Annotated in this window: 26 protein-coding genes and 1 tRNA gene; 18 read left to right on the top strand and 9 right to left on the bottom strand. The window is 64.0% G+C overall.

All coding sequences use genetic code 11. From position 1 onward, the window contains the following. The first annotated feature begins 8 nt into the window (after positions 1-8). The 4 genes from BWP39_RS08510 to BWP39_RS08495 are packed head-to-tail and all read left to right on the top strand — an operon-like array spanning position 9 to position 5962. Positions 9-1235, top strand: a complete 1227-nt coding sequence (locus BWP39_RS08510; RefSeq protein ID WP_096719683.1) for a glycosyltransferase family 4 protein — start codon at positions 9-11, stop codon at positions 1233-1235. A 29-nt stretch (positions 1236-1264) separates the two neighbouring features. Then, positions 1265-2386 carry a glycosyltransferase family 4 protein gene (locus BWP39_RS08505; RefSeq protein WP_170043849.1) on the top strand — a complete coding sequence of 374 codons (1122 nt, stop codon included), beginning with the start codon at positions 1265-1267 and terminating at the stop codon, positions 2384-2386. Positions 2387-2402: 16 nt separating this feature from the next. Beyond that, complete coding sequence (locus BWP39_RS08500) at positions 2403-4823, top strand: NHL repeat-containing protein (RefSeq protein ID WP_096718890.1); 2421 nt, start codon at positions 2403-2405, stop codon at positions 4821-4823. 14 nt (positions 4824-4837) lie between these two features. After that, entirely contained in the window at positions 4838-5962 is a 1125-nt protein-coding gene (locus BWP39_RS08495) for a glycosyltransferase family 4 protein (protein WP_096718888.1), read from the top strand. A 55-nt stretch (positions 5963-6017) separates the two neighbouring features. On the opposite strand, the gene BWP39_RS08490 is transcribed toward BWP39_RS08495, so the two are convergent. Beyond that, positions 6018-7478, bottom strand: coding sequence for an oligosaccharide flippase family protein (locus BWP39_RS08490; RefSeq protein ID WP_096718886.1), 1461 nt, complete (start codon positions 7476-7478; stop codon positions 6018-6020). Between the two features lie 290 nt (positions 7479-7768). On the opposite strand from BWP39_RS08490, the gene BWP39_RS08485 reads away from it, so the two are divergent. From BWP39_RS08485 to lepB, 6 genes are all read left to right on the top strand, one after another. Beyond that, positions 7769-9601 (top strand): alpha/beta fold hydrolase, encoded by a 1833-nt coding sequence (locus tag BWP39_RS08485; RefSeq protein WP_096718884.1) that lies wholly within the window; start codon positions 7769-7771, stop codon positions 9599-9601. An 88-nt stretch (positions 9602-9689) separates the two neighbouring features. Further along, positions 9690-11303, top strand: a complete 1614-nt coding sequence (locus tag BWP39_RS08480; protein WP_096719681.1) for a mannose-1-phosphate guanylyltransferase/mannose-6-phosphate isomerase — start codon at positions 9690-9692, stop codon at positions 11301-11303. A 7-nt stretch (positions 11304-11310) separates the two neighbouring features. Continuing rightward, a complete protein-coding gene (locus BWP39_RS08475; protein WP_096719679.1) occupies positions 11311-11829 on the top strand; it encodes a flavin reductase family protein in 519 nt (172 codons plus the stop codon). 288 nt (positions 11830-12117) lie between these two features. Then, complete coding sequence (locus tag BWP39_RS08470; RefSeq protein WP_096718882.1) at positions 12118-12834, top strand: FadR/GntR family transcriptional regulator; 717 nt, start codon at positions 12118-12120, stop codon at positions 12832-12834. A 104-nt stretch (positions 12835-12938) separates the two neighbouring features. Further along, positions 12939-13916, top strand: a complete 978-nt coding sequence (locus BWP39_RS08465; protein WP_096718880.1) for a Gfo/Idh/MocA family protein — start codon at positions 12939-12941, stop codon at positions 13914-13916. A 119-nt stretch (positions 13917-14035) separates the two neighbouring features. Further along, on the top strand, positions 14036-14743 hold the full coding sequence (lepB, locus tag BWP39_RS08460) for a signal peptidase I (RefSeq protein ID WP_096719677.1): 708 nt from the start codon (positions 14036-14038) through the stop codon (positions 14741-14743). On the opposite strand, the gene BWP39_RS08455 is transcribed toward lepB, so the two are convergent. The 5 genes from BWP39_RS08455 to BWP39_RS08435 all read right to left on the bottom strand — a co-directional run bounded on the left by BWP39_RS08455 (position 14729) and on the right by BWP39_RS08435 (position 18310). Continuing rightward, entirely contained in the window at positions 14729-15757 is a 1029-nt protein-coding gene (locus tag BWP39_RS08455) for a quinone-dependent dihydroorotate dehydrogenase (RefSeq protein ID WP_096718878.1), read from the bottom strand. The genes lepB and BWP39_RS08455 overlap by 15 nt on opposite strands. Positions 15758-15835: 78 nt before the next feature. Then, positions 15836-16657 (bottom strand): arginyltransferase, encoded by an 822-nt coding sequence (locus BWP39_RS08450; protein WP_096718876.1) that lies wholly within the window; start codon positions 16655-16657, stop codon positions 15836-15838. Positions 16658-16752: 95 nt separating this feature from the next. After that, entirely contained in the window at positions 16753-17490 is a 738-nt protein-coding gene (gene aat / locus BWP39_RS08445) for a leucyl/phenylalanyl-tRNA--protein transferase (RefSeq protein ID WP_170043844.1), read from the bottom strand. Positions 17491-17501: 11 nt separating this feature from the next. Further along, positions 17502-18047 carry an NUDIX hydrolase gene (locus BWP39_RS08440; RefSeq protein WP_091016288.1) on the bottom strand — a complete coding sequence of 182 codons (546 nt, stop codon included), beginning with the start codon at positions 18045-18047 and terminating at the stop codon, positions 17502-17504. 186 nt (positions 18048-18233) lie between these two features. Then, a tRNA-Met gene (locus tag BWP39_RS08435) sits at positions 18234-18310 on the bottom strand. 238 nt (positions 18311-18548) lie between these two features. Here BWP39_RS08435 and BWP39_RS08430 point away from each other — a divergent pair. Both BWP39_RS08430 and BWP39_RS08425 read left to right on the top strand, forming a co-directional pair. Continuing rightward, positions 18549-19046 (top strand): heme-degrading domain-containing protein, encoded by a 498-nt coding sequence (locus BWP39_RS08430; protein WP_096718874.1) that lies wholly within the window; start codon positions 18549-18551, stop codon positions 19044-19046. Between the two features lie 10 nt (positions 19047-19056). After that, positions 19057-19389: a DMT family transporter gene (locus tag BWP39_RS08425; RefSeq protein ID WP_207556721.1), complete on the top strand. Its 333-nt coding sequence runs from the start codon at positions 19057-19059 to the stop codon at positions 19387-19389. A gap of 8 nt (positions 19390-19397) precedes the next feature. Here BWP39_RS08425 and BWP39_RS08420 read toward each other — a convergent pair whose 3' ends face one another. Beyond that, on the bottom strand, positions 19398-19766 hold the full coding sequence (locus BWP39_RS08420; RefSeq protein WP_207556684.1) for a hypothetical protein: 369 nt from the start codon (positions 19764-19766) through the stop codon (positions 19398-19400). An 11-nt stretch (positions 19767-19777) separates the two neighbouring features. Then, positions 19778-19987: a hypothetical protein gene (locus BWP39_RS08415; protein ID WP_096718870.1), complete on the bottom strand. Its 210-nt coding sequence runs from the start codon at positions 19985-19987 to the stop codon at positions 19778-19780. Between the two features lie 55 nt (positions 19988-20042). Between BWP39_RS08415 and BWP39_RS08410 the strand changes: the two genes are divergently transcribed. Both BWP39_RS08410 and BWP39_RS08405 read left to right on the top strand, forming a co-directional pair. Further along, on the top strand, positions 20043-20774 hold the full coding sequence (locus tag BWP39_RS08410) for a TetR/AcrR family transcriptional regulator (protein WP_096719671.1): 732 nt from the start codon (positions 20043-20045) through the stop codon (positions 20772-20774). Positions 20775-20831: 57 nt separating this feature from the next. Next, the gene (locus BWP39_RS08405; protein WP_096718868.1) at positions 20832-21962 is read left to right on the top strand and encodes an enoyl-CoA hydratase/isomerase family protein; all 1131 of its coding nucleotides are present in this window, start codon (positions 20832-20834) and stop codon (positions 21960-21962) included. 48 nt (positions 21963-22010) lie between these two features. Here BWP39_RS08405 and BWP39_RS08400 read toward each other — a convergent pair whose 3' ends face one another. Next, positions 22011-22436 carry a hypothetical protein gene (locus tag BWP39_RS08400; protein ID WP_096718866.1) on the bottom strand — a complete coding sequence of 142 codons (426 nt, stop codon included), beginning with the start codon at positions 22434-22436 and terminating at the stop codon, positions 22011-22013. A gap of 543 nt (positions 22437-22979) precedes the next feature. Here BWP39_RS08400 and ssuD point away from each other — a divergent pair. From ssuD to BWP39_RS08380, 4 genes are all read left to right on the top strand, one after another. Next, the gene (gene ssuD, locus BWP39_RS08395) at positions 22980-24137 is read left to right on the top strand and encodes an FMNH2-dependent alkanesulfonate monooxygenase (RefSeq protein WP_096719669.1); all 1158 of its coding nucleotides are present in this window, start codon (positions 22980-22982) and stop codon (positions 24135-24137) included. A 38-nt stretch (positions 24138-24175) separates the two neighbouring features. Then, a complete protein-coding gene (gene ssuC, locus BWP39_RS08390; protein WP_207556683.1) occupies positions 24176-24991 on the top strand; it encodes an aliphatic sulfonate ABC transporter permease SsuC in 816 nt (271 codons plus the stop codon). Then, positions 24988-25977, top strand: coding sequence for an ATP-binding cassette domain-containing protein (locus tag BWP39_RS08385; RefSeq protein ID WP_096718864.1), 990 nt, complete (start codon positions 24988-24990; stop codon positions 25975-25977). The genes ssuC and BWP39_RS08385 overlap by 4 nt, the downstream gene beginning before the upstream one ends. 95 nt (positions 25978-26072) lie before the next feature. Continuing rightward, positions 26073-26288, top strand: coding sequence for a TOBE domain-containing protein (locus BWP39_RS08380; protein WP_091016309.1), 216 nt, complete (start codon positions 26073-26075; stop codon positions 26286-26288). Positions 26289-26393: the final 105 nt, after the last annotated feature.

Here is a 26393-nt window from a genome sequence, read left to right as displayed (position 1 = left end):
GCCGTGCATTGCGTATCCTGATCGTCACGCACGTCGTCACGAACAACGACGGACAGGGCCGCGTCAACTATGAGATTGCGCGTGCGGCACTCGCGGCCGGGCACCATGTGACGTTGCTGGCATCGAAGGCGGCGCCGGAGCTGGTTGCCCATCCGCACGCGTGCTTCGTGCGCATCGACGCGAGTCGGCTGCCGACGCGTCTGCTTCAGTACCAGCTGTTTGCGTGGCGCTGCGGCGCGTGGATCCGCGCCCATCGCGACGCGTTCGACGTCGTGCACGTGAACGGCTTTATCGCGTGGGCACGCGCCGACGTCAACGCGGTTCACTTCGTGCATGACGGCTGGTATCGATGCGGCTTCTATCCGTTTCGTTTCCTGCGCGGTCCGTATGACGCCTATCAGGTCCTCTATACGCGGCTCAATGCCTGGTGTGAGCGCTGGGCGTTACGGCGCGCGGACACCATCGTGCCGGTATCGGAGAAGGTCGCGCAGGAAGTGCGTGCGGTAGGTGTCGGCCGAGCGAACCTGCGCGTCATTCACAACGGTGTCGACGTCGATGAGTTTGCGCCGGGCGCGTCGCAACGTGCGCGTTTCGCTTTGCCGCAGGCGCCGTTCATGCTGCTGTTCGCGGGCGATCTGCGTGTGTCGCGCAAGAATCTCGATACCGTGCTGCGCGCCTTGACGCAGACGCCACCGCATGTGCATCTCGTGGTAGCGGGAATTCTGCGCAACAGTCCTTATCCGGTGCTGGCCGCGACGCTCGGCGTTGCGCAGCGGGTGCACTTCACCGATCTCGTCAAGGACATGCCCGCGTTGATGCGTTCAGTCGACGCGTTCGTGTTCCCGTCGCGCTACGAAGCGATGAGCCTCGTGCTGCTCGAAGCACTTGCCACTGCGTTGCCGGTCGTGACCGTGCGCACGGCGGGCGGCGCCGAAGTGATTGGTTCCGACTGCGGCATCGTGCTCGATCAGCCCGACGACGACATCGCGCTGGCCGCGGCAATCTGCCGACTTGCTGAGCATCCTGTCGATGCGCGCCAGATGGGCGACGCAGCGCGCGAACTGGCGCGCACGCTGAGCTGGCAGACGATGGCGAACCGCTATCTCGCGCTGTATGGGGAGATTGCGGCGCGCAAGGGCTCGCGGAGGCCGTTGCCGGGTGAATACGTGCACGAGCACGAACTCGACGGAGCCGAACCTTCCGCAACCCGTACGACTGTCGTGGCGGAATCGTGAGCGCGACAATCGATTCATTGCAGATCGGCATGCACTGGTTCGGCGAGCGCCCCGGCGGACTCGACCGGATGTTTATGGCGCTTGTCGATGCATTGCCCGCGCAAGGCGTGAACGTGCGGGGACTCGTGGCCGGCAGCCCGGCGGTACTCGATGCGTCGGGTGGTCGCGTGCATCCGTTTGCGACGACTCAGGATGGACTCGGCACACGCCTGTGGCGCGCCCGCACGCGTTCGCGCGAATTGAGAACGGCGCGCATGCCCGATGTCGTTGCGACGCATTTCGCGCTCTATACGGCGCCGACGGTCGGCGTGTTCGGCAGCGTGCCGCGGGTCGTCCATTTTCACGGGCCTTGGGCCGAAGAGTCCGGGTCGGAAGGACGTGGCAGCGTATCGCGGGTGCTGCGTCGAACGCTTGAACGCTTCGTGTATCGCGGCGGTACGCGGCATATCGTGCTGTCGCAGGCATTCGCACACGTTCTGCAGACCCAGTACGGCGTGCATGACGACAGCATTCGCGTGGTGCCGGGCTGCGTCGATGTCGGCCGTTTCGATCGCGATGGTTCGAAGCGCAGCGCGCGCAAACGGCTTGGTCTGCCGCTCGACCGGCCATTGCTGTTCTGCGTGCGCCGGCTCGTGTCGCGCATGGGTATCGAGGATCTGATCGATGCGCTATTCGTGGTCCGGCAATCAGTGCCCGACGTGCTGCTAACGATTGCGGGTAAAGGGCCACTCGAAGCGCAACTGCAGGCGCGCATCGTCGCTCGCGGGCTCGAGCGGCATGTGCAGCTTGCAGGCTTCGTTCCCGATGATGCACTGCCGCTGTGGTACAAGGCCGCCGATATCACGGTCGTGCCGACCGTCGCGCTGGAAGGCTTCGGACTGACGACGATCGAATCGCTGGCGGCCGGCACACCGGTGCTGGTTACACCGGTGGGTGGATTGCCCGAAGCGGTGGCGCCGTTGTCGCCGGATCTCGTGTTGCCGTCCGGTGGCTTTCAGGCGCTAGGCGGCGGTATCGCCGACGCGTTGCTCGGTCGTCGCGTGCTGCCTTCGGCCGCCGAGTGCAGTGCGTATGCGCGTGCGCACTTCGACCATCCTGTCGTCGCCGCGCAGGTCGCGCAGGTCTATCGCGAAGCGATAGACGCGTTCTAGAGCCTGTGCGACGACCATGTCATTTCGCTCGCAGGCGCGGCGCAGGTTCGAGCGGCTTGTCTGTGCGGCGGTACTGCTGTTGCCGGTGTTTGCACTACTCGTCGCGCTTGATCAAGGCGGTGTGACGATCGGACGTGCAGCTTCGGCGGAAGTGGAGCAAGGGGCGGGTGCCATGAGTGTTTTGACAAGCGCGCTCGCCGAACCGGCCGCACAACATCCCGCGTTGAACTATCGCACCTCATGGATTGGCAACACCTGGGGCTATGCGAAGCAGCGCTGGATGCAGATCGACGTGCAGGCCATTGCAGTCGCGCCCGATGGCGATATCTACACGAATGCGCTGTGGGACGAAGGCGGCGGCGAGATCGGCCACTATCGCGACGGCCAGTTGCTCGGCTACGGCGGGCGCTCGCATGGTTGGGGCATGCTCGGCGGCGACGCGATCGCGATTAACGACCGTTACGTGTTCACCGCACAGATTGTGGAGAGTATCGGCAATGCACTCGCCGCGCAGAAAAACCTGCCGCCACAAGGCACGCGGTGGTATGGCGTGGCGCGCCGCAGCCGCGCGGACTTCACGCAAGGCGTGCCGTTTGCCGGCCAGGTGCATTGGCCCGATAGCACGCTCGCATTTCGTCTGATCGCGCAATCGTCCGATCACGACGACGAGGCGATCCGTGGACTCGCCGCGGACAACCGGACGCTTTTCGTATCGAATCTGCGCGACAACCGCATCGAAGCCTTCGATGCAGACTCGATGCAGCCGGCCAGCCAGTTCCCTGCGCGCGAACCAGGCCGGCTTGCGATCGCACCGGACGGCTCGTTATGGATCATCGAGCGCAGCCGCACAGACGGCGCGCGACGCATCGTCCACCATGCACGCAACGGGACGCGTCTCGGCGCATTGACGCTGCCGGCTGGCAGCGTGCCGGTCGATCTGACCTTCGATGCGAACGGGCGTCTGCTGGTGGCCGACAACGGGCCGCGTCAGCAGGTACTGATTTTTAGCGCGTCGCGCGACGCGGGCGCGCAGGTCGGCGCGGCTCCACTTACACGGCACGACAACAGGGATGTTTCCATGCAACTGACCGCGACGCTCGGCGAAGCGGGCGGCCTCTATGCGGGCCGCCGCGGCGCGCCGGGGCCACTGCGCTTTAACGGGCTCACCGGTGTCGGTGTCGACCGCGTGGGCAATGTGGTTGTAGCGATGAACGGCACCGGGCTGCGTGGTGATCGTGGTGACGGCAATCGTGGGCCACAGAACGGCGATGGTGCGGTGCTAGAGAGCTATACGCCGGATGGCGCGCTGCGCTTTAGCCTGCAAGGGTTGCTGTTTGTCGACGCGGCGCAATTCGTCGATGGGGAGTCGCCGTCGTTACCATCGGTCTATAGCGGCAGTAAGCGCTTCACGCTCGACCTGTCGCGTCCCACTGGCCACGAATGGTCGTACGCTGGCTACACCGTCGACCGTTTCCGCTATCCCTACGATCCGTTCCTGCATCTGAAGCAGGGGCAACGGGGCACGCCGATCGTGCGTGACATCGACGGGCGGCGCCTGCTGTACACGCTCGATATGGAGTCGTCGTATCTGCGCATCTATCGCTTCGAGAAGACGAGTGAAACGGCGATTCCGGCGGGATTTTTTGCACCTGAGCACATCGATGGCGCGTGGCCGCCGGGGCAGCCGTCACAGGGTGCATGGATCTGGCGCGACACGGCGGGCAAGGGCCGCTTTGCTTCCATCGATTTCGATCAACCGGTTGCGCACGATTCACCGCGCGTGACAACGTGGTGGGTCGATACGCATGGCGACGTGTGGCAGGGCACGCTATCGCAAGGCATTCGACGTTTTCCGCGGCAAGGGTTCGACAACAGCGGCAACCCCGTGTACCGCTACTCGGCGATGCAGCGCTTCGCGGTACCCGCACCGCTTACGCGCATCACACGCGTCATCTACAACCCCACCGACGACACGATGTTTCTCGCCGGATCGACCGCGGCGCGACCGTTCAACGAGCATAACTGGAACAGCGCGAGTTCGACGCTCGCGCGTTACGACCACTGGCTCAAGGGATCGCCTGTGCTGCGCTACACGATCGATCTGCCGGACAGTGGCCCACCGGACACGCAGGCGATCAACGGCATCGCGGAAGCGGGCGACTACCTGTTCGCCGCTGAAACGATGACCGGCATCGTGCGCGTCTACGACCGCGACACGGGCCGCGACGTCGGACGGCTCGCGCCAGGTCCGGAAGTCGGTGCGGCGAGCGGAATGATCGACGAATCGATGCCGATCACCGCGCACCGGCTTGCCAGCGGCGAATACCTCGTGCTCGTCGAAGAAGACTGGCACGGCAAGGTGTTGATGTATCGCTTCACGCCACCTGTGCGTGCGTCTTCGACTGTGTTCGCTTCACCTTCTTCGTCACTCCATTGAGCTTGTCCACAATCATGAAAATCGTTCACCTTGCGAATCACGCGCTGAACGCCGGCAACGGCATCGTCAACATGATGGTCGATCTGGCCTGCACGCAGGCACGCGCCGGTCACGAGGTGACGGTGGCATCGGCGGGCGGCGAGTTCGAGCCGTTGTTCGCGCAGCATGGCGTGCGTCATGTGCTGCTTGCGCAATCGCGCAAACTGTCGCAGGTGCCGTCGATGATCGCCGGCTTCAACCGGTTGCTCGCACAATGCGATCCCGACGTCGTGCACGCACACATGATGACCGGCGCATTGATCGCGCGATTCGGCACGCTGCGGCGCCGCTATGCGTTGATCACGACGGTTCACAACGAATTCCAGAAGAGCGCGTCGCTGATGCGCTTCGGCGACCGCGTCGTGGCGGTTAGTGCGGCAGTGGCGGCATCGATGGCGCGGCGCGGCGTGCCGCGCGAACGGCTGGTGGTGGTGCGCAACGGGACGATCGGTACGCCGCGCTTCGCGGACCTGCCTGCCGCGGTTTCCCCGCAACTGGCACAGCCTGGCATCGTGACCGTGGCGGGGATGTACCGGCGCAAGGGGATTCAGGATCTGCTGCACGCGTTTGCGCGACTGAGCGAGCGCTTTCCGGCGGCAATGCTGTATCTGGTCGGCGACGGGCCCGATCGTGTGGAGATGGAAGCGCTCGCGCAGGAACTCGGTGTTGCGGCTCGCACGCAGTTTACGGGCTTTGTCGCGAATCCACGCGCGTATCTGGCCGAGGCTGAAGTGTTCGTTCTGGCGTCGCATCGCGAGCCCGGTGGTCTCGTGTTGTGCGAGGCACGCGAAGCAGGTTGCGCGATCGTGGCGACTCGTGTGGACGGCAACCCGGAGATGCTCGACGACGGTGCAGCTGGTCTGCTGGTGCCGCCAGCAGACCCGGTAGCGTTAGCCGATGCAATCGAACTCATACTCACCGACCGGGCTGCGCGTGCGTCGCTGGTGGCAGGCGCGCGTCGCAACATCGGGACTTTCCATGTGCAACATGTGTGCGATGCGTACCTGGCGGTTTATGAGCAGGCGTTCGAAGCGGTGCGGTCGCGTCGCCGTGTCGCAGGGAACGCTCAGGGTGTGGCGGTGGATGGGATCGTGCGTTGAAGAGGAGCCAATCGCTTTCTAGCAACGACGGATGACAACCCACCCCGGTGCTGTATCACCCCATCCGCAATCCCAACCGCCCCCACACCCGCCGCACCAGCTCGCGCAGCATCGCCGACTCATACAACGACCACGCGAGGTTCGCCGCGACCAGCACCCACGCAGCGGCGACCATCGCGGGCAGCGTCGACAGCTCGCTCGCGAGAAACAGCGCCGCGCCAAGAAACGCGATATGCGTGACCATATTGCCGGCGATCGAGCGCAGGTGCAGCTCCGCGAAATACAGAAACGCGGCGTAATCGCACAGCGCCTTGATTACGACGACCACGGCCGCGCCCATCACACCGAACTGATGGATGCCGAACCATAGCCCGGCGGCGAAGAACGGCAACTGCACCCAGCTGACGCGGGCCGCCTGCGCCGGATGCGACTGCGCCTGAATCAGGATGCCGAGTATGCTCGATTGCCCCGCGAGCCACACGCCGACGATCAGCACGCGCCCGAACGGCGCGGACATCGTCGCCATGTGCGCGCCGAGCCATACGTGCATGAACGGTTCGAGTGCGAACATCGCGACGATCACGCAGGGCGTGAACACGCCGTTCAGCAGCGCCAGCGCGCTGCGGGCAAGTTCGTCCGCATCTTCGCGCGTTGATGCCGACAGGCGCGGAAACAGCGTGCGCAGCATTGCGCCGGGCAGGATGTTCAGGCGTGTGACGAGGTTCTGTGGTGTGGCGTAGTAAGCCACTGCGCGCGCGCCGAGCAGCGTACCGACGAGCATCCGGTCGAGCGTCTGCGCGATCATCCCGGCGCCGCTAAACAGCAGTTGCCAGCGGCCGTAGCGAAACAACGAGACCACGGTTGGCCAGTCGGGTTTGCGCACACACCGGATGTGCAACGCACGGAACGTCGCGACGCCGAGCAGCACGCCAGCAATCACGCGCGCGCATACGGCCGCTGGAATCACCACCGCAAGCGACGGCGAGAAACACCAGATCGCGCCGAGCGGCAACAGTTGAAACAGCAACGTGCCGATCGTCTGACTGGTATTGAAACTCGTAAAACGCTCGACTGCGGTAATCGCGCCGGCAAAGACCCACGTGACGTTTGCAAGCGGTACGGCCGCTGCAATCCACGGCAGGCTCGCGATCACTTCGTGCTGGAACTGCGGGTCGACCTTCGTACCGTGCGTGACGTACACATACGCCGCGACGTAGATGATCGCGCCGCCGATCACACCGCTCACGAAATTCAACGCGCACGCGCTCCAGAAAATGCGTTCGACCGAACCATCGTTGGCATGGCGCACGCGGGCGATCTGGTTTTCGGTGGCGATGCTGGTGCCGAGTTCGAGCACGCTGAAATAGCCGATCAGCGCCCACACGAGGTTGAGCACGCCATATCGCTCGACGCCCATCGAATGCAGATACGCCGGCACCGTCGCAAGCGAAATGAAGACCGGCACGACCGAGCCGACGAAATTGATGGCGATGTTCTTGACGATCCTTTTTTCCATGGCGGGGAGCAGGTGCGGGCAAGGGGCAGCAGGCGCGGCTGCCGCAGCGCGGTGTACGGACAGATAAGCGGGACGGGGCAGCAACGGGGCGCAACGGTGAGCGCGGCGATCAATCCACGAAAGACGACAACGTTATCGACAACGCCCCGATAGTGCCTCGAGACGGCTTTTGAATGTGTGCGGGCCCGTACAGATTCGCACGACGGCCGTTGATTAAATGACCGTCAAGATCAGGCGTGACACGCCTGGACTAACTAATCAACTATTCAACTATTGCGTGGGGACCATCAATGAGACCAGTCGTCTTCGACGGCTGCTTCGGCTGGCTGCATCCCGCGGCCGGCGAGCAGGGCGTCGTCCTGTGCAATCCATTCGGCTACGACGCGCTATGTACGCATCGCGGCTGGCGCAAGCTTGCGGAACGGCTCGCCGCAGCCGGTATGCCGGTGCTGCGTTTCGATTACCCGGGTACGGGCGACTCCACTGGCTTTGAAGACGATCCGCAGCGGGTTGCAGCCTGGCTCGATAGCATCGTGGCTGCGACGCGCCGGCTGCGCGAGAGGACTGGTGTAACGCGCGTGTCGCTGGTGGGGCTGCGCCTCGGCGCGACGCTTGCAGCGCTGGCCGCGCAACGGGCCGGCGATATCGATGCACTTGTGCTGCTCGCGCCTGCAATGCTCGGGCGTAACTATTTGCGTGAGTTGCGCGCACATCGGCAAAGCTGGTTGAGCACGCCCGCTGGCATGAACGCCGATCCGCTCGACGAGCGCGATAACTACGTCGAAGCGTTCGGATTCGGTTTGCATGGCGACGACATTGCGCGGCTCGGCGAGATCGATTTGCAACGCGACACGCACGCGCCCGCCGCGCGCGTGCTGCTACTCGAGTCGAACGATCGTAGCCGTACGGCAGCGCTTGCCGCGCACTATGCACAGCATGGTGTCGAGGTCGAACGGCAGGGTTTCGACGAATGCGATCGCTTCATGATCGAAGCGCTCTACAGCGAAGAACCCGTCGATGCGTTCGCGCGTGTGACGGCATGGCTCGCACAGGGCACGTCGTCGCGTGCGCTCGATCATGCAGTTGGCACCGATGCAATCAATGAACCACTACTCCAGCTCCCCACCGAAACCGCCACCGAACGCCCAGTCGTCTTCGGTCCGTACTTCGGCATCTACTGTGATCCCACGGTGCCGCGCACCGACGCACCCGCCGTGCTGTTCTTCAACACGGGCGCGAGCCACCACATCGGTGACGGCCGCATCTTTGTGCTGTTTGCGCGGCAGCTTGCTGCGCTCGGCATTGCTTCATTGCGGATGGACCTGGGCGGCCTTGGCGATGCACAGCCCGCCGCCGACACCATCACACTCGACTCCGTCTACTCGGAAGCCGCCTGCCGCGATGCGATGGCCGGTGCCGACTGGCTCGTCGCACACGGTCACGCGAGCGTCGCGACGTTCGGCGTTTGCGGCGGCGCGTTTGTCGGATTGCAGGTGTGCGCACGGCATCCGCGGGTGGTGGGTGCGTTTGGCGTCAATCTGCAGAAGTTCGTTTGGGATGGGACCGCGCGCATGCCCGGTGCGCATCAGTTCGCTTCATCGAAGGTGTACTGGCGCGCCGCGCTGACGCCCGGAAAGTGGCTGCGGGCGTTGCGTCGGCAGAGTCATCCGTTGCGTGTTGCCGCTGTGATCGGCAAACGTATCGCGCGCCGCGGCTGGCTTGCGGCGTCGGGCTGGATCGAAGATCGCACCGGCTGGCCGGTTGCGGTCAACGAGGTCAGAACGCTGCTGCGGACGATTCACACCAAAGGCGTGCAGTTGCGCCTCGTGTACGGCGAATACGACGTTGGGCTCGACGAGGCGCGCGTCCAGTTTGGTCCGCGGCTGGGCGGGTTGCGCCGCTATCCGCGGGTAAGAGCGATGACGCTGCCGAAGCTCGATCACGCGCTGTTCACGCGGCCCGCGCGCGAAGCCGCGATGGCCGATGCGCAACGCTGGCTGTTCGCCGATGTGATCGGCCATGCCGCTCCGCATACGGTGCCTGTGGTCCGGCCTGGCGCGCGGACCGCCCAGGAAGGACCATCGGCTACCGCGCCCAACTGGTTCGACGGAGTCAGCCCATGAATCTCCGCACGACTCCCCGTCGATCACACACCGGCTTCGCGCCGCGTGACGCGACCGACCCACGTACCCAGACACGATGGAACTCAAGATGAACCGGATCGCAGAACCCTCTACGCTCGAACTCGACGACCCGACCGATGTTGCGCAACTGGTCGTGCAGCCGGTCATTCTGGCGGGCGGTTCGGGCACGCGGCTGTGGCCGTTGTCGCGGGAACGCAGCCCGAAACAACTGATCGACCTGCTCGACGACGAGTCGCTGCTGGAGGCGACCGTGCGCCGCGTTGCCGAGGCCATGAGCACCACCTGCGCCGGCATGACCGGAGCCAAAGAGGGACCCACGCAGCTACCGATGACGTTATGCGCGCCGCTCGTCGTCTGCAGCGAAGCGTTGCACCTGTTGACCGCAGACCGGCTCGCGCGATGCAACGCCGGTGCGCGCATTGTGCTCGAACCGGCCGCGCGCAACACCGCGCCTGCGCTTACGGTTGCAGCGCTTACCGCGCTCGCGGCACAGGCAGAACGCGGTCTGAGAGACGACCCTGTGCTGGTCGTGACACCCGCCGATCACCTGATCGCCGATCGCGCGGCGTTTGCCACCGCACTCGCGCAGTCGGTCGTACACGCGGCCCGCGGCGCAATCGTCACGCTCGGCGTGCCGCCAACACACGCCGAAACCGGCTACGGCTATATCCGCACCGGCAACGCGCTCGATGCAAACGGAGCGCGCACGATCGGGCGCTTCGTCGAGAAACCCGACAGCGAACTGGCGGCCCACTACGTCGCATCAGGCGAATACTGGTGGAACAGCGGCGTGTTCGTTGTGCGCGCATCGGTCTGGCTTGCCGCAATCGACGCCTGCCGCCCGGCACTCGCAGCCGCATGCGCAGCAGCCTGCCGTCACGCGTCGACCGATCGCGACGGCACACTGCATCTGGATCGCGCGGCCTTCGCTGCATGTCCATCGGATTCCATCGACTACGCCGTGATGGAGCGCATCGGCACCGACGCGCGGCTAGCGGGTGTCGTCGTTCCGCTGGTGGCCGGCTGGTCCGACGTCGGTGCGTGGGACGCCGTGTGGCAGGTATCGGAGAAGGATTCGGCCGGGAACGCTGCGCGCGGACCGGTACTGTTCGAAGGCACCACGGATAGCTTCGTGCATTCCGACGGACGACTCGTGGCCTGCGTTGGTCTCACGGACGTCGTCGTGATCGAGACCGCGGACGCGGTCCTTGTCGCCGCGAAGGACCGGGTGCAGGACGTGAAGGCGATCGTCGGCAGGCTGAAGGCGGAGCAGCGCAGCGAAGCGCAGGACCATCGCAAGGTGCAGCGGCCCTGGGGCTATTACGATTCGCTCGAACACGGAAAACGCTTCCAGGTGAAGCGCATTGTGGTCAATCCTGGCGGCCGGCTGTCGCTACAGATGCATCATCATCGCGCGGAGCATTGGGTCGTCGTGCGCGGCACCGCGCGTGTGACGCGCGGCGACGAATCGTTCCTGCTGTCGGAAAACGAGTCCACCTACATCCCGCTCGGCACCACGCACCGGCTCGAGAATCCGGGCAAGACACCGCTCGAAATCATCGAGGTGCAATCGGGCTCGTATCTCGGCGAAGACGACATCGTGCGTTTCGACGATCAATACGGCCGCGCCGAACACGACCAGGGGAGCGGCAATGAACGCCAGGCTGCTACCCGCCAGTGATGTGTGCATGGATGTCGAGCCCGGCGGCGAGGATAGCGCGGCCGGATTCGACGAACGGCGCTTTCGCCATGCACTGGGGCGCTTTGCGACCGGCGTCGTGGTGATTTCCACGGGCAGCGGCGACACGCTGCACGCGATGACTGCGAACGCGTTCATGTCGGGCTCGCTGAAGCCGCCGCTGATCGTCGTGTCGGTCGGTACGCGGGCGCGTATGCACGAGCGGCTCATGCGAGCGACGAGTTTCGGTGTCAGCGTGCTGTCGAACGAACAGGAGCCGCATAGCCGGCATTTCGCCGGCGAGCTTCAGAGTTGTTTCGCGCCGCGTTTTGCAGCGGTGGATGGGATGCCGGACGTTGCGCTGCTCGAACATGCGCTCGCCCGGTTTGCCGCTCGCGTTGTCGACCGGCATCCGTGTGGCGATCACACGCTGTTTGTCGGCGAGGTGCGGCTGTTTTCGCTCGGTGAGCAGGCGCCGCTGGTTTTTTTCGGTGGGCGTTACGCGTCGGTGGCACATCCGGTGGGTTGAGCGGCGCCTGGGCCGCAACAGCGTGTGGCGCGCGCGAGACACACCGCCGCACCGCGCGGTGCAATTTTCCCCGCCGCGGTGCGCTTGCCACGCCAGTTTGTGCGTTTTACAGGCAAGGACGTTACATAGACGAAACAATTCCTCAGAGGGATAACCCTGTCAGGAAGTTTCCCAACTGGCGCAACGGTATTTGTGCAAGCAACGTATCGACAAGCGGCATGAGACATAGCGAGGGCGCAGGGATTAGCAGGACTACACAGGCGACAGCGCCGCATCGGGGAGGGTGTCATGGAACACAGCAATAAAGACCGCTCGCTGGTTAGCAGGGTGATGGATGGACTGGTCACCGGCATTGTCGAGGAGAAGTACGGGGCGGTGCTGCCGCCCCAGGATGTGCTGTCGAAAGAGTTCGACGTGAGCCGGACGGTGATGCGCGAGGCGCTGTCGATGCTGCTCGCGCGCGACATGCTCGATGTACGCCCGAAGGTCGGCACACGTATCAAGCCGATGCACAACTGGCGGATGATTGACGAGGATGTTGTCAACTGGCGCTTTCGTGCGAAGCCCGATCCGCTGTTTCTGCGCGATGTGATCGAATTCCGCATCCTGATCGAGCCGCGCGCGGCGGCGCAGGCGGCCGCGCGTGGCAGCGCCGCCGATATCGCGGCGATTCGCGATGCGTACGATGCGTTCTGCGCAATCCGTCCGGGCGAGCCCGGGTATCAGTCCGCGGACGAACTGCTGCACACGCGTATCGTGACCGCGAGCGGCAACCAGTTTTTCGGGCAGATGGCGGCGATCGTTCGCGGCGCGTTGTCCGCGGTCGGTCAGACCATCTATCACAAGGATCGCGTGTGGGAGACCGCAGTGCGCTCGCACGGTCGCGTCGTTGAAGCGATCGAGCGGCGCGATCCAGAAGAGGCGGAAGCGGCCATGCGGGCGCTGATCGACTCTACGGTGGAGGAAGTGGGGAGTGCATTGGCGGCGGATCCGCTGCATCGTTGAGCGTAGCGATCGATCGAGCGTGAACTGGCGGCGGCGCAAATGCCGCCCCCGGGATGCGCGACAATACGGGCCTGCCACTAATCGCACCAGGACCCGAACGATCGATGAATGACACTACCGTAATCCGCTGGGGCATTGTCGGTACCGGCCGCATCGCGCGCCGCTTTGCCCAGAGCCTCGCCCATGTGCCGGGCGCACAGCTCGCCGCCATCTGGTCGCGCCGCCCTGAACCGGCGGCCGCGTTTGCGCAGGAGTTCGGCGGCGCAGCGTGCGCGAGCTTCGCGGCACTACTCGACAGCGGCATCGACGCCGTCTATATCGCAACGATGCAGGACAGCCACGCCGACTACGCGATCGCCGCGCTCGAAGCGGGCCATCACGTGCTGTGCGAAAAACCGGCAACCATCAACGCGGCGCAACTCGAGCGCGTCGTCGCGACGGCGCGCCGCACGCAACGGCTCTTCATGGAAGCGATGAAGCCGCCGTTCTATCCGCTTTACCGTCAGTTGCGCGCGCATCTAGCCGCCGATCCGATCGGCGTGCCGGGACTCGTGCGCGCCGGCTGCTCGGTGCCGGGTGTGCCCGACGATCATCCGTCGCTATCGTTTGAACACGCGGGCGGCGCACTGCTCGATATCGGCATCTATGAAATGTTTCTCGCCGTCGACTGGCTCGGTGCGCCGCTCGATGTGCAGACGCTCGGCCGGGTCGGCGCGACGGGTGTCGATCTGTTCGCGAGTCTCAACAGCCAGCACGAACGCGGCATCTCGCAGCTCTTTTGCGGGCTCGATCTGTATGGCAAGGGCGATGCGCTGATTGCCGCGCCGGGCGGTCACGTGACGATTCACGAGAACTGGTGGAACCCGACGCGCGCGACGATTCGTTATGCGGATGGACGGGTTGTTGAACTCGATGCGCCGTTCGAAGGCGGCGGCCTCAACTACGAAACCGCACACTTCTGCGAATTGATCCGTGCAGGAGAAACCGAAAGCCCGGTGATGACGCATGCGGTGTCGCTGCAGATGATCGCGATGGCCGATGCTGCGCGCGCGGCGCTCGGTGTGAAGTTTGCGGGGGAGTGAGCGTGCCCGCGTGGCGGCGCAACGCCACGCGCGATGATACGATTTGCACCGGCAGGGGCATTGGTCGCGATGCTTTCAATTGCCTTGTGCCGTTCATATTCTTGCAGGAGCTGTCCCTGATGCGCATGCTGGCCAGGTTGTGGCGCGAGTACCGGAGTCTCGTCGCTTTTCTCGTTCTGATGGTGCTGTTTCGCAGCGCAGTGGCCGACTGGAATGTCGTGCCGAGCGGGTCGATGCTACCGACCATTCGTTTAGGCGACCGCATCTTTGTCGACAAGATGGCCTACGACTTGCGCGTGCCGCTCACGCATATCGCGATTGCACATCTGCACGATCCGCAGCGCGGCGATATCGTGACGATCGATTCATCGGCCGCGCACGATCTGATCGTCAAGCGTCTGATCGGTTTGCCTGGCGACCGCATCGCGCTGCGCGACAACGTGCTGTATGTGAACGGCGTGCGCGCCGATTACCAGCCGCTTGGCATCGGCCCGCTGGCTAGCGACGCGGGTTCGCCGGGCGAATACTACGTCGAGCGCTTCGACGGCGTCGCGCATGCGATGCGGTTATCTGAAGATGCACCGAGCCCGCGCCGTTCGTTCGGTCCGCTGGTCGTGCCGCCCGGTGAATATCTGATGCTCGGCGACAATCGCGATGACAGCGCCGATTCGCGTTACTTCGGGTTTTTCCCGCGCAGGGAATTGATGGGCCGCACGCGCCGGGTGGCGTTTTCGCTGGACCCGGATCATTTCTACAAACCGCGTTTCGATCGTTTTGGCGTTGCGCTCGATGCGGTTGCGGCCAACGCGCCGCTAGCTGCGCGCTAGCGCCTGCGCGCACTCGGCCACGAGTGACGGCCCACGATAGATGAACCCCGTGTAGAGCTGCACCAGCGATGCGCCCGCGGCCAGTTTCGCGCGCGCATCGTCGCCGGAAAAAATACCGCCGACACCGATAATCGGCACAGTCTCGCCGACTTCGCTACGCAGCTTGCGGATCACTTCGTTCGATGCATCGAACACCGGCCGGCCCGAGAGGCCGCCCGCTTCATCGGCGTGCGGCAGACCAGCGACAGCATTGCGCGCAAGTGTCGTATTAGTCGCGATCACGCCTTCGAATCCATGTTGCAACAACGTGCCTGCAATCGACTTGATCTGCTCGTCGTCGAGATCGGGCGCGATCTTCAGGGCGAGCGGCACGAGCTTGCCATGCAGATCGGCAAGACGCTGCTGCTTGTCCTTCAGCGCGGCGAGCAGTGCATCGAGTTCACCGGCGCCCTGCAACTGGCGCAGGTTCTTCGTGTTCGGCGACGAGATATTGATCGTCACGTAGCTCGCAAACGGATACACGCGCTCAAGACAATACAGATAGTCTTCGGCCGCACGCTCGATTGGCGTGTCGGCGTTCTTGCCGATGTTCAGGCCGAGCACACCGCGATAGCGGGCAGCCTGCACGTTCTGCACGAACTGGTCGACCCCGGCATTATTGAAGCCCATCCGGTTGATCAGGGCGTTCGCCTGCGGTAGCCGGAACATGCGCGGCCGCGGGTTGCCTGGCTGTGCGCGCGGCGTGACCGTACCCACTTCGATAAAACCGAAGCCAAGCGCTGCGAGGCCATCGACACACGCGCCGTCCTTGTCGAGCCCGGCTGCGAGACCGACCGGATTGCGGAAGTTCAGGCCCATCACTGTGCGCGGTGCATCGGGTACGTGCGGCGCCAGCGTGCGGGCGAGGCCGGTGCGACCGGCGGCGCCGAGCAGCTTGAGCGTCAGATGGTGAGCGTCTTCCGCGTCCATGCGAAAGAGTTGGGCGCGTACGAGCGGGTAGAGGGAACTGAACACGGGGCGGAGCCGGAGCGGCTGGAAAATGGGAACCCGCCATTTTACCGGGATTGGTGTACCGGCCCGCCGCGCGTGAAATTAGAAGCGCACCGGACCGCGCCGTCCGTGCAACGCCGCATCGACGGGCGGCAATTCGACGTGCGCGGTATCGAGCGGTTTCCACACACCATCGAAGAGCCCTTCGAGCGGCCGGAAATTCGCCTTGTACGCCATCTTCGGACTTTCGCGTATCCAGTAGCCGAGATACACATACGGCAGCTTCAGGCTGCGTGCCTGTTCGATCTGCCAGAGGATGTTGTAGGTGCCGAAACTCGTGTGCGGTGTGTCGGGCTCGAAAAACGTATACACCGACGACAGCCCGTCACCGAGGATGTCGATCATGCTGATCATCCGCAGGATGCCCGGCGCCTGCGGATGACCTGAAATCGGTTCGCGGAATTCGACGAGGCGCGAGTTAATCCGGCTTTGCAGCAGAAACTGTTCGTACTGGTCGCGGCTGTCGCGATCCATGCCGCCGCCCGCGTGCCGCGCAGACTGATAGCGCATGTACAGCGCATAGTGCTCTTCGTCGTAGTGCAGCGGCGCCACGCTGGCGACGAGTTCGCCATGCTTTTTCCATATGCGGCGCTGCGTGCGGTTCGGCTCGAACGCGTCGACCGGCACACGCACGGGGACGCACGCACGGCAACCGTCGCAGTAAGGGCGATAGGTGAAGACACCGGAGCGCCGGAAACCGGCCTTGACGAGATCGGTGTAGACGTCGGAGTTGATCAGATGGCTGGGGGTGGCGACCTGCGAGCGGGCGATACGTCCTTCCAGATAACTGCAAGGGTAAGGCGCCGTTGCATAGAATTGCAGCGCGGAAAGCGGTGAAAGCGGCAGCTCATTGGGGTGAGTCACGTTGGCAGCTCTCGAAGCGTCTCGGTCTAGTGCAAAACCCGCCGCCAATCCGTCATTGCAGGCGGTCCGGTCATATGCCGGCGCGGATTCGTCCATCACGCCGCGTGCGCGACGACGTCGGACAGTACGGTCTTGTCGAAACGCCAGGGAATCGGCGGTGCATCGACAGACGCGCGAACATGTGCGACGAACGCCTTGCGCGCTATCTCGCGGCCGCCCAGCGACGCCAGATGCGACGTGTTCTGCTGGCAGTCTATCATTTCTATATCGTGACGTCGCAAGTGCGCGACGAGCGCGGAGAGCGCGATTTTCGAGGCATCGGTGACTTCGGCGAACATCGATTCACCGAAGAACATGTGCCCGAACGACACCCCGTAGAGCCCACCCACGCGCCGGCCGTCGTGCCAGGTTTCGATGCTGTGCGCGTCGCCCCGACGATGCAGCGACGCGTAGGCGTCGACGACATCGGCGGTAATCCAGGTGCCGCGCTGGTCGCGCCGCGGTGTCTGCGCGCAGGCACGCATCACGGCGACGAAATCGTGATCGACGCGAATTTCCCATGCATCGTCGCGTAGCACGCGGCGCAGCGTCTTTTTGAGCGAGGGCGAAACCTTGAATTCCTGCGGATGCAGCACCATCCGCGGATCGGGGCTCCACCAGAGCACCGGCTGGCCGTCCGAATACCACGGGAAGATGCCGCGCCGGTAGGCGTCGATGAGCCGTGAGGGCAGCAGATCGGCGCTTGCCGCAAGCAGGCCCGGCGCACCGCTCGTCGCGCCGAGCGCGCGCTCGACGGCAGGAAACGGATCGTCGGGTCCGAGCCAGGGAACCATGCGCGCGCCGGTCAGCCTTCGCGCAGCGAACGGAAGATGTCGCCGGTATGCAGACCGTAGTTGCCGGTCGTGCGATCGGCGAAGAAAAAGCGCAGTGTCTGGCCGACCGTCGGAAACGCGATGTCGTTCCAGGGGATTTCGTGTTCTTCGAAGAGGCGCACTTCCAGACTTTCCTCGCCGGCCGCAATGTCGATATCGAGCAGCCGCGCGAGATAGAACAGATGCACCTGGTGGACGTGCGGCACGTTGAGCAGCGAGAACAGTGTCTGCACTTCGACGCGTGCGCCGGCTTCTTCGAGCGTTTCGCGTGCGGCGGCTTCGGAAGTCGTTTCGCCCATCTCCATGAAACCGGCTGGCAGCGTCCAGTAGCCGTAGCGCGGTTCGATCGCGCGGCGGCATAGCAGCACCTTGTCTTCCCATACGGGAACGGTGCCCACCACGTTGCGCGGGTTCTGATAGTGCACGGTGCCGCACTGCGGGCAGACGAAGCGTTCGCGGTTGTCACCGGGCGGAATGCTCAGACTGACCGCGTGACCGCAGACGGAACAGAATTTCATAGGGAGACGGCAGAGAAGGGTGACGCCGAGTTTATCATCCGGCGGCGTTCGCCGATAAGCGGCGTGTGGCGAGTGAGTGCGGCGCAGGAACGATGCAGAAAATCTGACGCACAAAACAAAAAAGGCCTGCCGGAGTGGCAAGCCTTTGCTGTGGTTTCGACCTGAGTTTTCGACGTAAGCGCTGCTTGGTTGCGGGGGTAGGATTTGAACCTACGACCTTCGGGTTATGAGCCCGACGAGCTGCCAGACTGCTCCACCCCGCGTCCGTCGAAGAAAAGATTATAGGACAATTCGCATACCCGTGCAACACCTTTGACACGAACGTACGATCGGGCACGCTTGTTCTCGTGCCATGTGGCGCCAGAAACCATACAGGGGGCCGATCTGCGCAAGACACATCGAGTGGCTGCGCTAGAATCGCCGTTCCGTTCATCTGCGATCGACAGATCGTTTTTCTGATCGTGTCATCGCAGCGCATTCTTCTTCGAGTTCCCGGTGCCCATGGATATCGCTCACGATCTGCAGTCGATTGCCGCGCAGGAAAAAGCGCTTGTATTCCCCCATTTCGATACCGATCGCGCGTGGCAATTCGGCGTCGCGCTGCGCGAGATGGCGACCACGCGCGGGCTGGCCCTCGTCATCGATATCCGGACGTTTGGCCAGCAGCTGTTTTTCAGCGCGCTCGAAGGAACGACACCGGACAATCTCGACTGGGCACGCCGCAAAGGTAATGTCGTGGCGCAGTTCCGGCGTAGTTCGTACTCGGTTGGTTTGCGCATGCAGCAGGCGGGCTCGACGCTCGCCGAGAAGCACGGTCTGTCGTTTGCCGATTACGCGTCGCATGGCGGCGCATTTCCATTGACGGTGAGTAGCGCCGGTGTGATCGGTTCGGTGACGGTATCGGGTCTGCCGCAGCGAAGCGACCACGAGCTGGTTGTCGAAGCGCTGTGCGCGCACCTCGGTCACGACTACGGCAAGCTCGCGCTTGCAAAGGTCTGAGCCGATGCGCCTGCCTCCCTATGCGTGGCTCGCGATCGCCATCGTGGCCGAAGTTATCGCGACCTCCGCGCTGCGTGCGTCGGAGGGATTCTCCCGTCTGGTGCCCGCCGTGTTCGTCGTGATTGGCTACGGCATCTCGTTCTACTGTCTTTCGCTGACGCTGCGTAGTGTGCCGGTCGGGATCGTGTATGCGATCTGGTCGGGTGTCGGCATCGTGTTGATCACGTTGGTCGCCATGGTGATGTACCGGCAGGTGCCGGATCTGCCGGCGATCGCCGGGCTGGGTCTGATCGTCGCGGGGGTGGTCGTGTTGAACCTGTTCTCGAAGATGCAGGCTCACTGAAGCCGCGCTTATTTGCAGCGGACGATCATCGAGCGGTTCTTGACGTTTGCCGACACGACGTTGGTGACGCCGCCGCCCGAGGCACCCCCCTGGTCACCGTCTTTCGACACGACATCGTAGCCGCCCGCGCCGCACGCCGTGCCGGCCTGCACGTAGCAGGAAGCCCAGCTCGATCCTGCATCCGCGCCGCTGCAATTCACCGCGAAGCCGGTCGTGCCGTCCGGCAGATTGATCAGCGAGGTCGTATTCGACGATGCGCATGCGGTGAGACTGCAAGCAATGACGATCACCGCGCCGAATGCGCCGTTGCGCACGCGCGCGGCTGTGTCAAAGTCAAACCGGGCAGGTGGATGAAAGCGCTGTGTAAGGTGCTTCATGATTCGTCCTCTTACTTGATCGATCCCGCGACGTTGCATTCGATACGGATACCCGCACGCTCGACGATATCGCGGCTTTCGGTGCCCGCATCGGTGGCTGCGTCCTCCCAGATGTTGATCGCTCGCGAAATCTCGATGCCGTGATTGCCGGCGTAGGTAAACCACAGCGTCGCAGCTTGCGGTTCCGGCACGGCGTGATCCTTAACGAAATAGGTTCCCATATCGCAATCTCAGGTTAGATTTGACTTTCAGTTTGTCAACCGGACAATGCCCGACATGGGCACCACCGAACGAAAACGCCGTCAGAAGCAGCCGCTGCGCGAACGCATCCTCGATGCAGCGCGACTCATCGTGACGCGCGACGGTTTCGCCGCGCTGTCGATGCGCAAGATCGCCGATGCCATCGGCTACGCCCCTGCGACGCTGTATCTGCACTTCGACAGTCGCGACCAGATCGTGCGTGCGCTGTGCGCCGAAGGCTATGCGCAATTGCTGGAACGCTTCGCACCGCTTGCAGCAATCGCCGATCCTGCTGAACGCCTCAAGGGTCTGTGTCGCGCCTATGTCGCATTCGGCATCGAGCATCCGCAATCCTACCGGCTGATCTTTATGGAAGATCAGTCGCATACCGATGCTGCGTTTGCCGGTACTGCGCAGGCAGTAGACGATTCCAGCGACACCGCATCTGGCCTGATCGCCAGGTCGCTCGCGCAGATGAAGACGGCGGGGCGCCTACCGGCGTCGGCGGACGCCGCGGCCTGGGCCGAGGCGCTATGGGCGACGCTGCACGGCATCGTTGCGCTGCATCTCATGGATGCGACGTTTCCGCGCACGCCGCTCGACACGCTCGTGGATACCGCTCTCGACGCGTGGTTCGGATCTGCGCGCGAGCCGACTCCTGCAGCACCCTCTGCTGCAGGAGTAGCACTTGACGTGCCCGCTGCGCCGGCGCCGAAGCGCCGTTCCACGAAGCGTCCGGCGGTGAAACCGAAAGCCGTGCAGCCGTGATAACGTTCTGCTTCCGCCGTTCGCCGGTCACCCGCTTTTTCAACGATTCTTTCCGTCATGTCCTCCGCCGCCCCCGTCACGCCCAGCGACGAAATTTCCGCCTACGTTGCAAACCGCATCGGCTTCATCGAACTGGAGCGCCCGAAAGCGCTGAATGCTTTATCCACGGCGATGATCCGCGCGATTCGCGCCGCGCTCGAGCGCTGGCGCGACGACCGCGAGGTGCTCGCGGTGGTGGTGCGCAGCCAGCACGCGCGCGCGTTCTGTGCGGGCGGCGATATCCGCTTTCTGTATGACGCGGCCCAGCGCGGTGAGCGTGCGGCGCTCGATACGTTTTTCATCGAAGAGTACCAACTCAATCACGCGATCTTTTCCTATCCCAAGCCTTACATTGCCTTGATGAACGGCGTCGTGATGGGCGGCGGCATGGGTATTTCGCAAGGCGCGTATCGCACCGGCGGTCTGCGCGTCGTGACGAACTCGACAAAAATGGCGATGCCCGAAACGCGCATCGGGCTCTTCCCGGATGTCGGCGTGGGCTGGTTTCTCGCGCGCACACCGGGTGCGCTCGGACGCTATCTCGCGGTAACGGGCGAAACGATCGGCCCCGCCGATGCGCTGTATGCCGGTCTCGCCGACGCGTACATCGACGATGCGGCACTGCCCGCACTCATCGATACGCTGAAGAGCGAGTCGTTTGAACGTGGTGCCGACGTGACGGCCTGTGTGTCGCGTGAGACCGCGTCGCACAAGGTCGCGCCTACTCCGGACACGTCGACGCTGGCGGACGCACGTGCGTTGATCGACCGGCATTTTGCGAAGCCCGACGTGGCGGATATTCTCGCGTCGCTTGAAGCGGAGCCGGAGTGCGAAGGGGCCGAGTGGGCCGAACAGACGGTCGGTGTGCTGCGTGAGCGCTCGCCGCTGTCGATGGCGGTATCGCTGGAAATGGTAGTGCGCTCGGAAGGCACGATGGCCGACTGCCTGCGCCGCGATCTGGATCTGACGCGCTCGACCTTCGAGCAGGGCGATGTGATGGAAGGCATCCGCGCGCGGATCATCGATAAAGATAATCGTCCGCAGTGGCGCTTCGCGCGCATCGAAGACGTTTCGGCCGTGGACGTCGAGCGGATGTTCGAAAGCCCGTGGTCGCCGGCGGATCATCCGCTGCGGGATCTGCAGGGCTAGATCACCGCTCACGGCGCGCCGCGTATGTTGCGCGGCGCGGGACGGAGCTCAGTCTTCGTCGTCGAACGCCATGAACGCGCGCATGAACACGAGCGCGCCCCAACCCCACATCGCATAGGCTGCGAAGCCGACCGCCAGGCGCGGCAGCATGTTGCCGCTCGGCCAGATACCGCGCAACGGATCGATCAGGAAGACGCTGGCCGCCGTCAACACGATCCCGCCGAACACGAACGCCTGAACCCAGGGCGCGGCACGTTCCGGCGAAACCCGCAGCAGCCACGCCATCAACACCGCCAGCACGGCACTCCAGAGCGCGTTCACGATGAACTCGGGCATCCCGAGCGGCAGGAACGGCGCGGTCGAGAAGCCGCTTGCATCGATTAACGCCGCGGCGTGCAGTAACGCAAGCGTCGATTCACGAAAAAACAGCGAAGCCAGAAAACCGGATACGAACGGCAAGATGATCTTTTGCATGCATTGCACCGCCAGAGGCACCGGCGGCGCAGCGTGCGCGGCCGGGGCGGATTATCGGAAAACGTGCGTCATTATATAGACCGGCCGCACCCACAGACGCGGCGCACGGTTGGGCGGGCCGTATGCTAAAGCGTCGGGCTAATCACGAAAGTGGAAAACCTAAGCTTAAAAAAATCGTTCAAAAGCGAAAGCCCCGTCCATAGACTGTTTTCCCATGTAGACGGCATTGCCGTTGCCCCGTCACCGGGCGCGCACTGCGCGCATGTCTCGCCGAGGAAGCTGTCGCGATGTCCTGCCTGTTTTCGAGTGTCGTTCAGAGCGTGAATCCCCCTGCGACGCCGCGTCCCATGTGTTCTGCCGTCTTGCCGACGCGCTGTCGGTCCTGAGCGCGCCGTCCCGCCTCGTCGCCTGTCGTGCGGCCCGCTGCCCGTCACCGCGGCCGCGGGTGTTGTGCATGCGCGCAGTGTGCCGCGTGCCGCGGCGCGATCGACGGGCGCACCCGTCCACCCGATCCATCCAGTCTCGAACAAGCAGGAGCAGCAAATGAATGTGTTCTGGTTCATCCCGACCCACGGTGACAGTCGCTATCTCGGCACGTCACAGGGCGCGCGTGCAGCCGACTACGACTACTTCCAGCAGATCGCCGTCGCAGCCGACACGCTCGGCTACGAGGGCGTACTGCTGCCCACGGGCCGCTCGTGCGAAGACGCCTGGGTGGTCGCGTCGAGCCTGATCCCGGTTACACGACGTCTGAAGTTCCTTGTCGCGATCCGGCCGGGCATTGCATCGCCGGGACTGTCGGCGCGCATGGCCTCGACGTTCGATCGTCTCTCGGGTGGACGCCTGCTGATCAACGTGGTGACGGGCGGCGACCAGGCCGAACTCGAAGGCGACGGACTGTTCGCCGACCACGACACGCGCTACAAGATCACTGACGATTTCCTGCATATCTGGCGCAATCTGCTCGCCGCGTCGCACACCAACGAAGCGATCAACTACGACGGCGAGACGTTGCAGTCGAAGGGCGGCAAGGTGCTGTATCCACCGGTCCAGCATCCGCATCCGCCGCTGTGGTTCGGTGGATCGTCGCCGGCGGCGCACGAGATGGCGGGGCAACATATCGATACGTACCTGACGTGGGGCGAGCCGCCCGAAGCGGTGGCGAAGAAGATCGCCGACATTCGCGCGCGTGCAGCGGCGCATGGCCGGCAGATCAAGTTCGGCATTCGCCTGCACGTCATCGTGCGCGAAACCGAAGACGAAGCATGGGCCGCCGCCGACAAGCTGATCAGCAAGCTCGACGACGAAACGATCACGCGCGCGCAGGCATCGTTTGCGAAGATGGATTCGGAAGGGCAGCGTCGCATGGCTGCGCTGCACGGCGGCAAGCGTGGCGGCCGCGAGCAACTCGAGGTGTATCCGAACCTGTGGGCGGGCGTGGGGCTCGTGCGCGGTGGCGCGGGCACGGCGCTCGTCGGTAATCCGGAGCAGGTGGCTGCGCTCATGAAAGAGTACGCGGACCTCGGCATCGATACGTTCATCCTGTCCGGCTATCCGCACCTCGAAGAGTCGTACCGTTTCGCCGAACTCGTGTTTCCGCTGCTGCCGAACCGCAAGCGTGCAAGCGCGAGCGGTCCGCTGTCCGGGCCGTTCGGCGAGATCGTCGGTAACAACTATCTGCCGAAGGCCAGCGAGAGCTGAGCCATACATAGCGCTGACGAATCGAGGAGCAGCCCGTCATGGCCCAGTTCAACGTGAATCCAACGAAACAAGGTGTGCTGCGCCGGCTGGCCACGCACGCGGCGCCGTGGATCGCACCGCTTGCCATCCTGCTCGCGTGGGAATTCGCCGCGCGCAGCGGCGTGCTGTCGACGCGCGTGTTGCCGGAACCGATTGCGGTCGTGAAGGCCGCGTGGTCGCTGATCCAGTCGGGCGAAATGTGGGCCGACGTGAAGGTCAGTACCTGGCGCGCGGTGTCGGGTTTTGCGATCGGCGGCAGCATCGGCCTCGTGCTCGGACTCGCGACCGGTCTCTTCAAACCCGCGGAAGTCGCGCTCGATTCGACGGTGCAGATGATCCGCAACATCCCCGCGCTCGCGATGATCCCACTCGTGATTCTCTGGTTCGGCATCGAAGAAGAGGCGAAGGTGTTTCTGGTCGCACTCGGCGTGTTTTTTCCGATCTACGTGAACACGTTTCATGGCATCCGCTCGGTGGATGCGAACCTGATCGAGATGGCGCGCAGCTATGGCGTGAAGGGGCTCGCGCTGTATCGCCACGTGGTGTTGCCTGGTGCGTTGCCGTCGATACTCGTCGGTGTGCGTTTCGCGTTCGGCCTGATGTGGGTCACGCTGATCGTGGCCGAAACGATCTCCGCGCAATCGGGCATCGGCTATATGACGATGAACGCACGCGAATTCTTGCAGACCGACGTCGTGGTGGTCGGCATCCTGCTGTATGCCGGGCTCGGCAAGCTCGCGGACATGCTCGCGAAGACGCTTGAGCGCGTTACGCTGCGCTGGCATCCCGCGTATCAACGAGGAGCGAAGACATGAGCGCGACTACATGGGCGTCGTCGTGGGGCGGGATTGCGGGCAGCGATCTCGAAGCCGAACTGGCGCAGCCGCGCACGCACGATACGCACGATAGCGACGCGGGCGAGGTTTCTGCGCCGCACGCGCATCGTTATGAGCCTGGGCCACCTACGCCACTCACTCGCGATGCTGCCAAGCCCGCCGATCACGCGGTCGAGTTGCGCGGCGTCGGCAAGCGCTACGGCGAACGCACCGTGCTCGAGAACTTCGATCTGTCGATCGAGCGCGGCAGTTTTGTTGCGATCGTCGGGCGCAGCGGCTGCGGCAAGTCGACACTGCTGCGCCTGATTGCCGGACTCGAAGCAACCAGCGCGGGCGTGCTCGAAAAGCGCTCGGAAGACGGTGCACCGCTCGACACGCGGATCATGTTTCAGGACGCGCGATTGCTACCGTGGAAAACGGTCATTCAGAACGTGATGCTTGGACTCGGCCGGGGTGCCCGCGATACGGCGCGCGCCGTGCTCGCAGAAGTTGGCCTCGAAGCCCGTGCGGACGACTGGCCTGCGCAACTTTCCGGTGGCCAGCGACAACGTGTTGCGCTGGCGCGCGCGCTGGTTCATCGGCCGCAACTGCTGTTGCTCGACGAGCCGCTCGGCGCGCTCGATGCGCTGACGCGCATCGAAATGCATGCGCTGATCGAACGGCTGTGGCACGAACATCGTTTCACCGCGTTGCTCGTCACGCACGACGTGCACGAGGCCGTAGCGCTCGGCGACCGGATTCTGCTGATCGAAGAAGGGCGCATCGCACTCGATCAGCCGGTGCCGCTCGAGCGTCCGCGGGCGCGGGCATCGGCTGGTTTTGCGGCGCTCGAGGAGCATGTGCTGCAACGGGTACTGAAAACGACCGTGCACGACGACGCACTGCCTTACCACGCATATGACGCACACGACGCGCGCCGTACGGACCGCATCGCGCGCCCGACCGAGGTTCGTTGGGCAGTTTGATGCGCTGTCTTACGCGTTGTCTTATGCGCAGTCACAGGATGGCAGGGGACGCCTCGTCTACCTGACCTTTTATCGATCCACTGGAGTCACACGCTATGAGCATTTCCGCAATCAACGTACGCAATCAGTTCAAGGGCAAGGTCAAGGAGATCATCCGTGGGCCGGTGGTGTCCGAGGTCGACGTCGATACGCCGTTTGGCGTCGTCACGTCGGTGATCACGACGCGCTCGGTCGACGAACTCGAACTCAAGGTCGGTGCGGAAGTGGTCGCGCTGGTCAAGTCGACTGAGGTGTCGATCGCGCGGCTTTGATGCCGCTGACGGGTGCCACCTGGCACTCGCCGTGGACCACAAACGATAAAGCCCGGTGTTCGTCATGAACACCGGGCTTTATCGTTAATACCCTGTGGCTAACCG

Origin of the sequence: Paraburkholderia acidicola, assembly GCF_002362315.1 — a bacterium.
Classification (GTDB): Bacteria; Pseudomonadota; Gammaproteobacteria; order Burkholderiales; family Burkholderiaceae; genus Paraburkholderia; species Paraburkholderia acidicola.
This window is presented reverse-complemented; position numbering and strand designations above follow the sequence as displayed.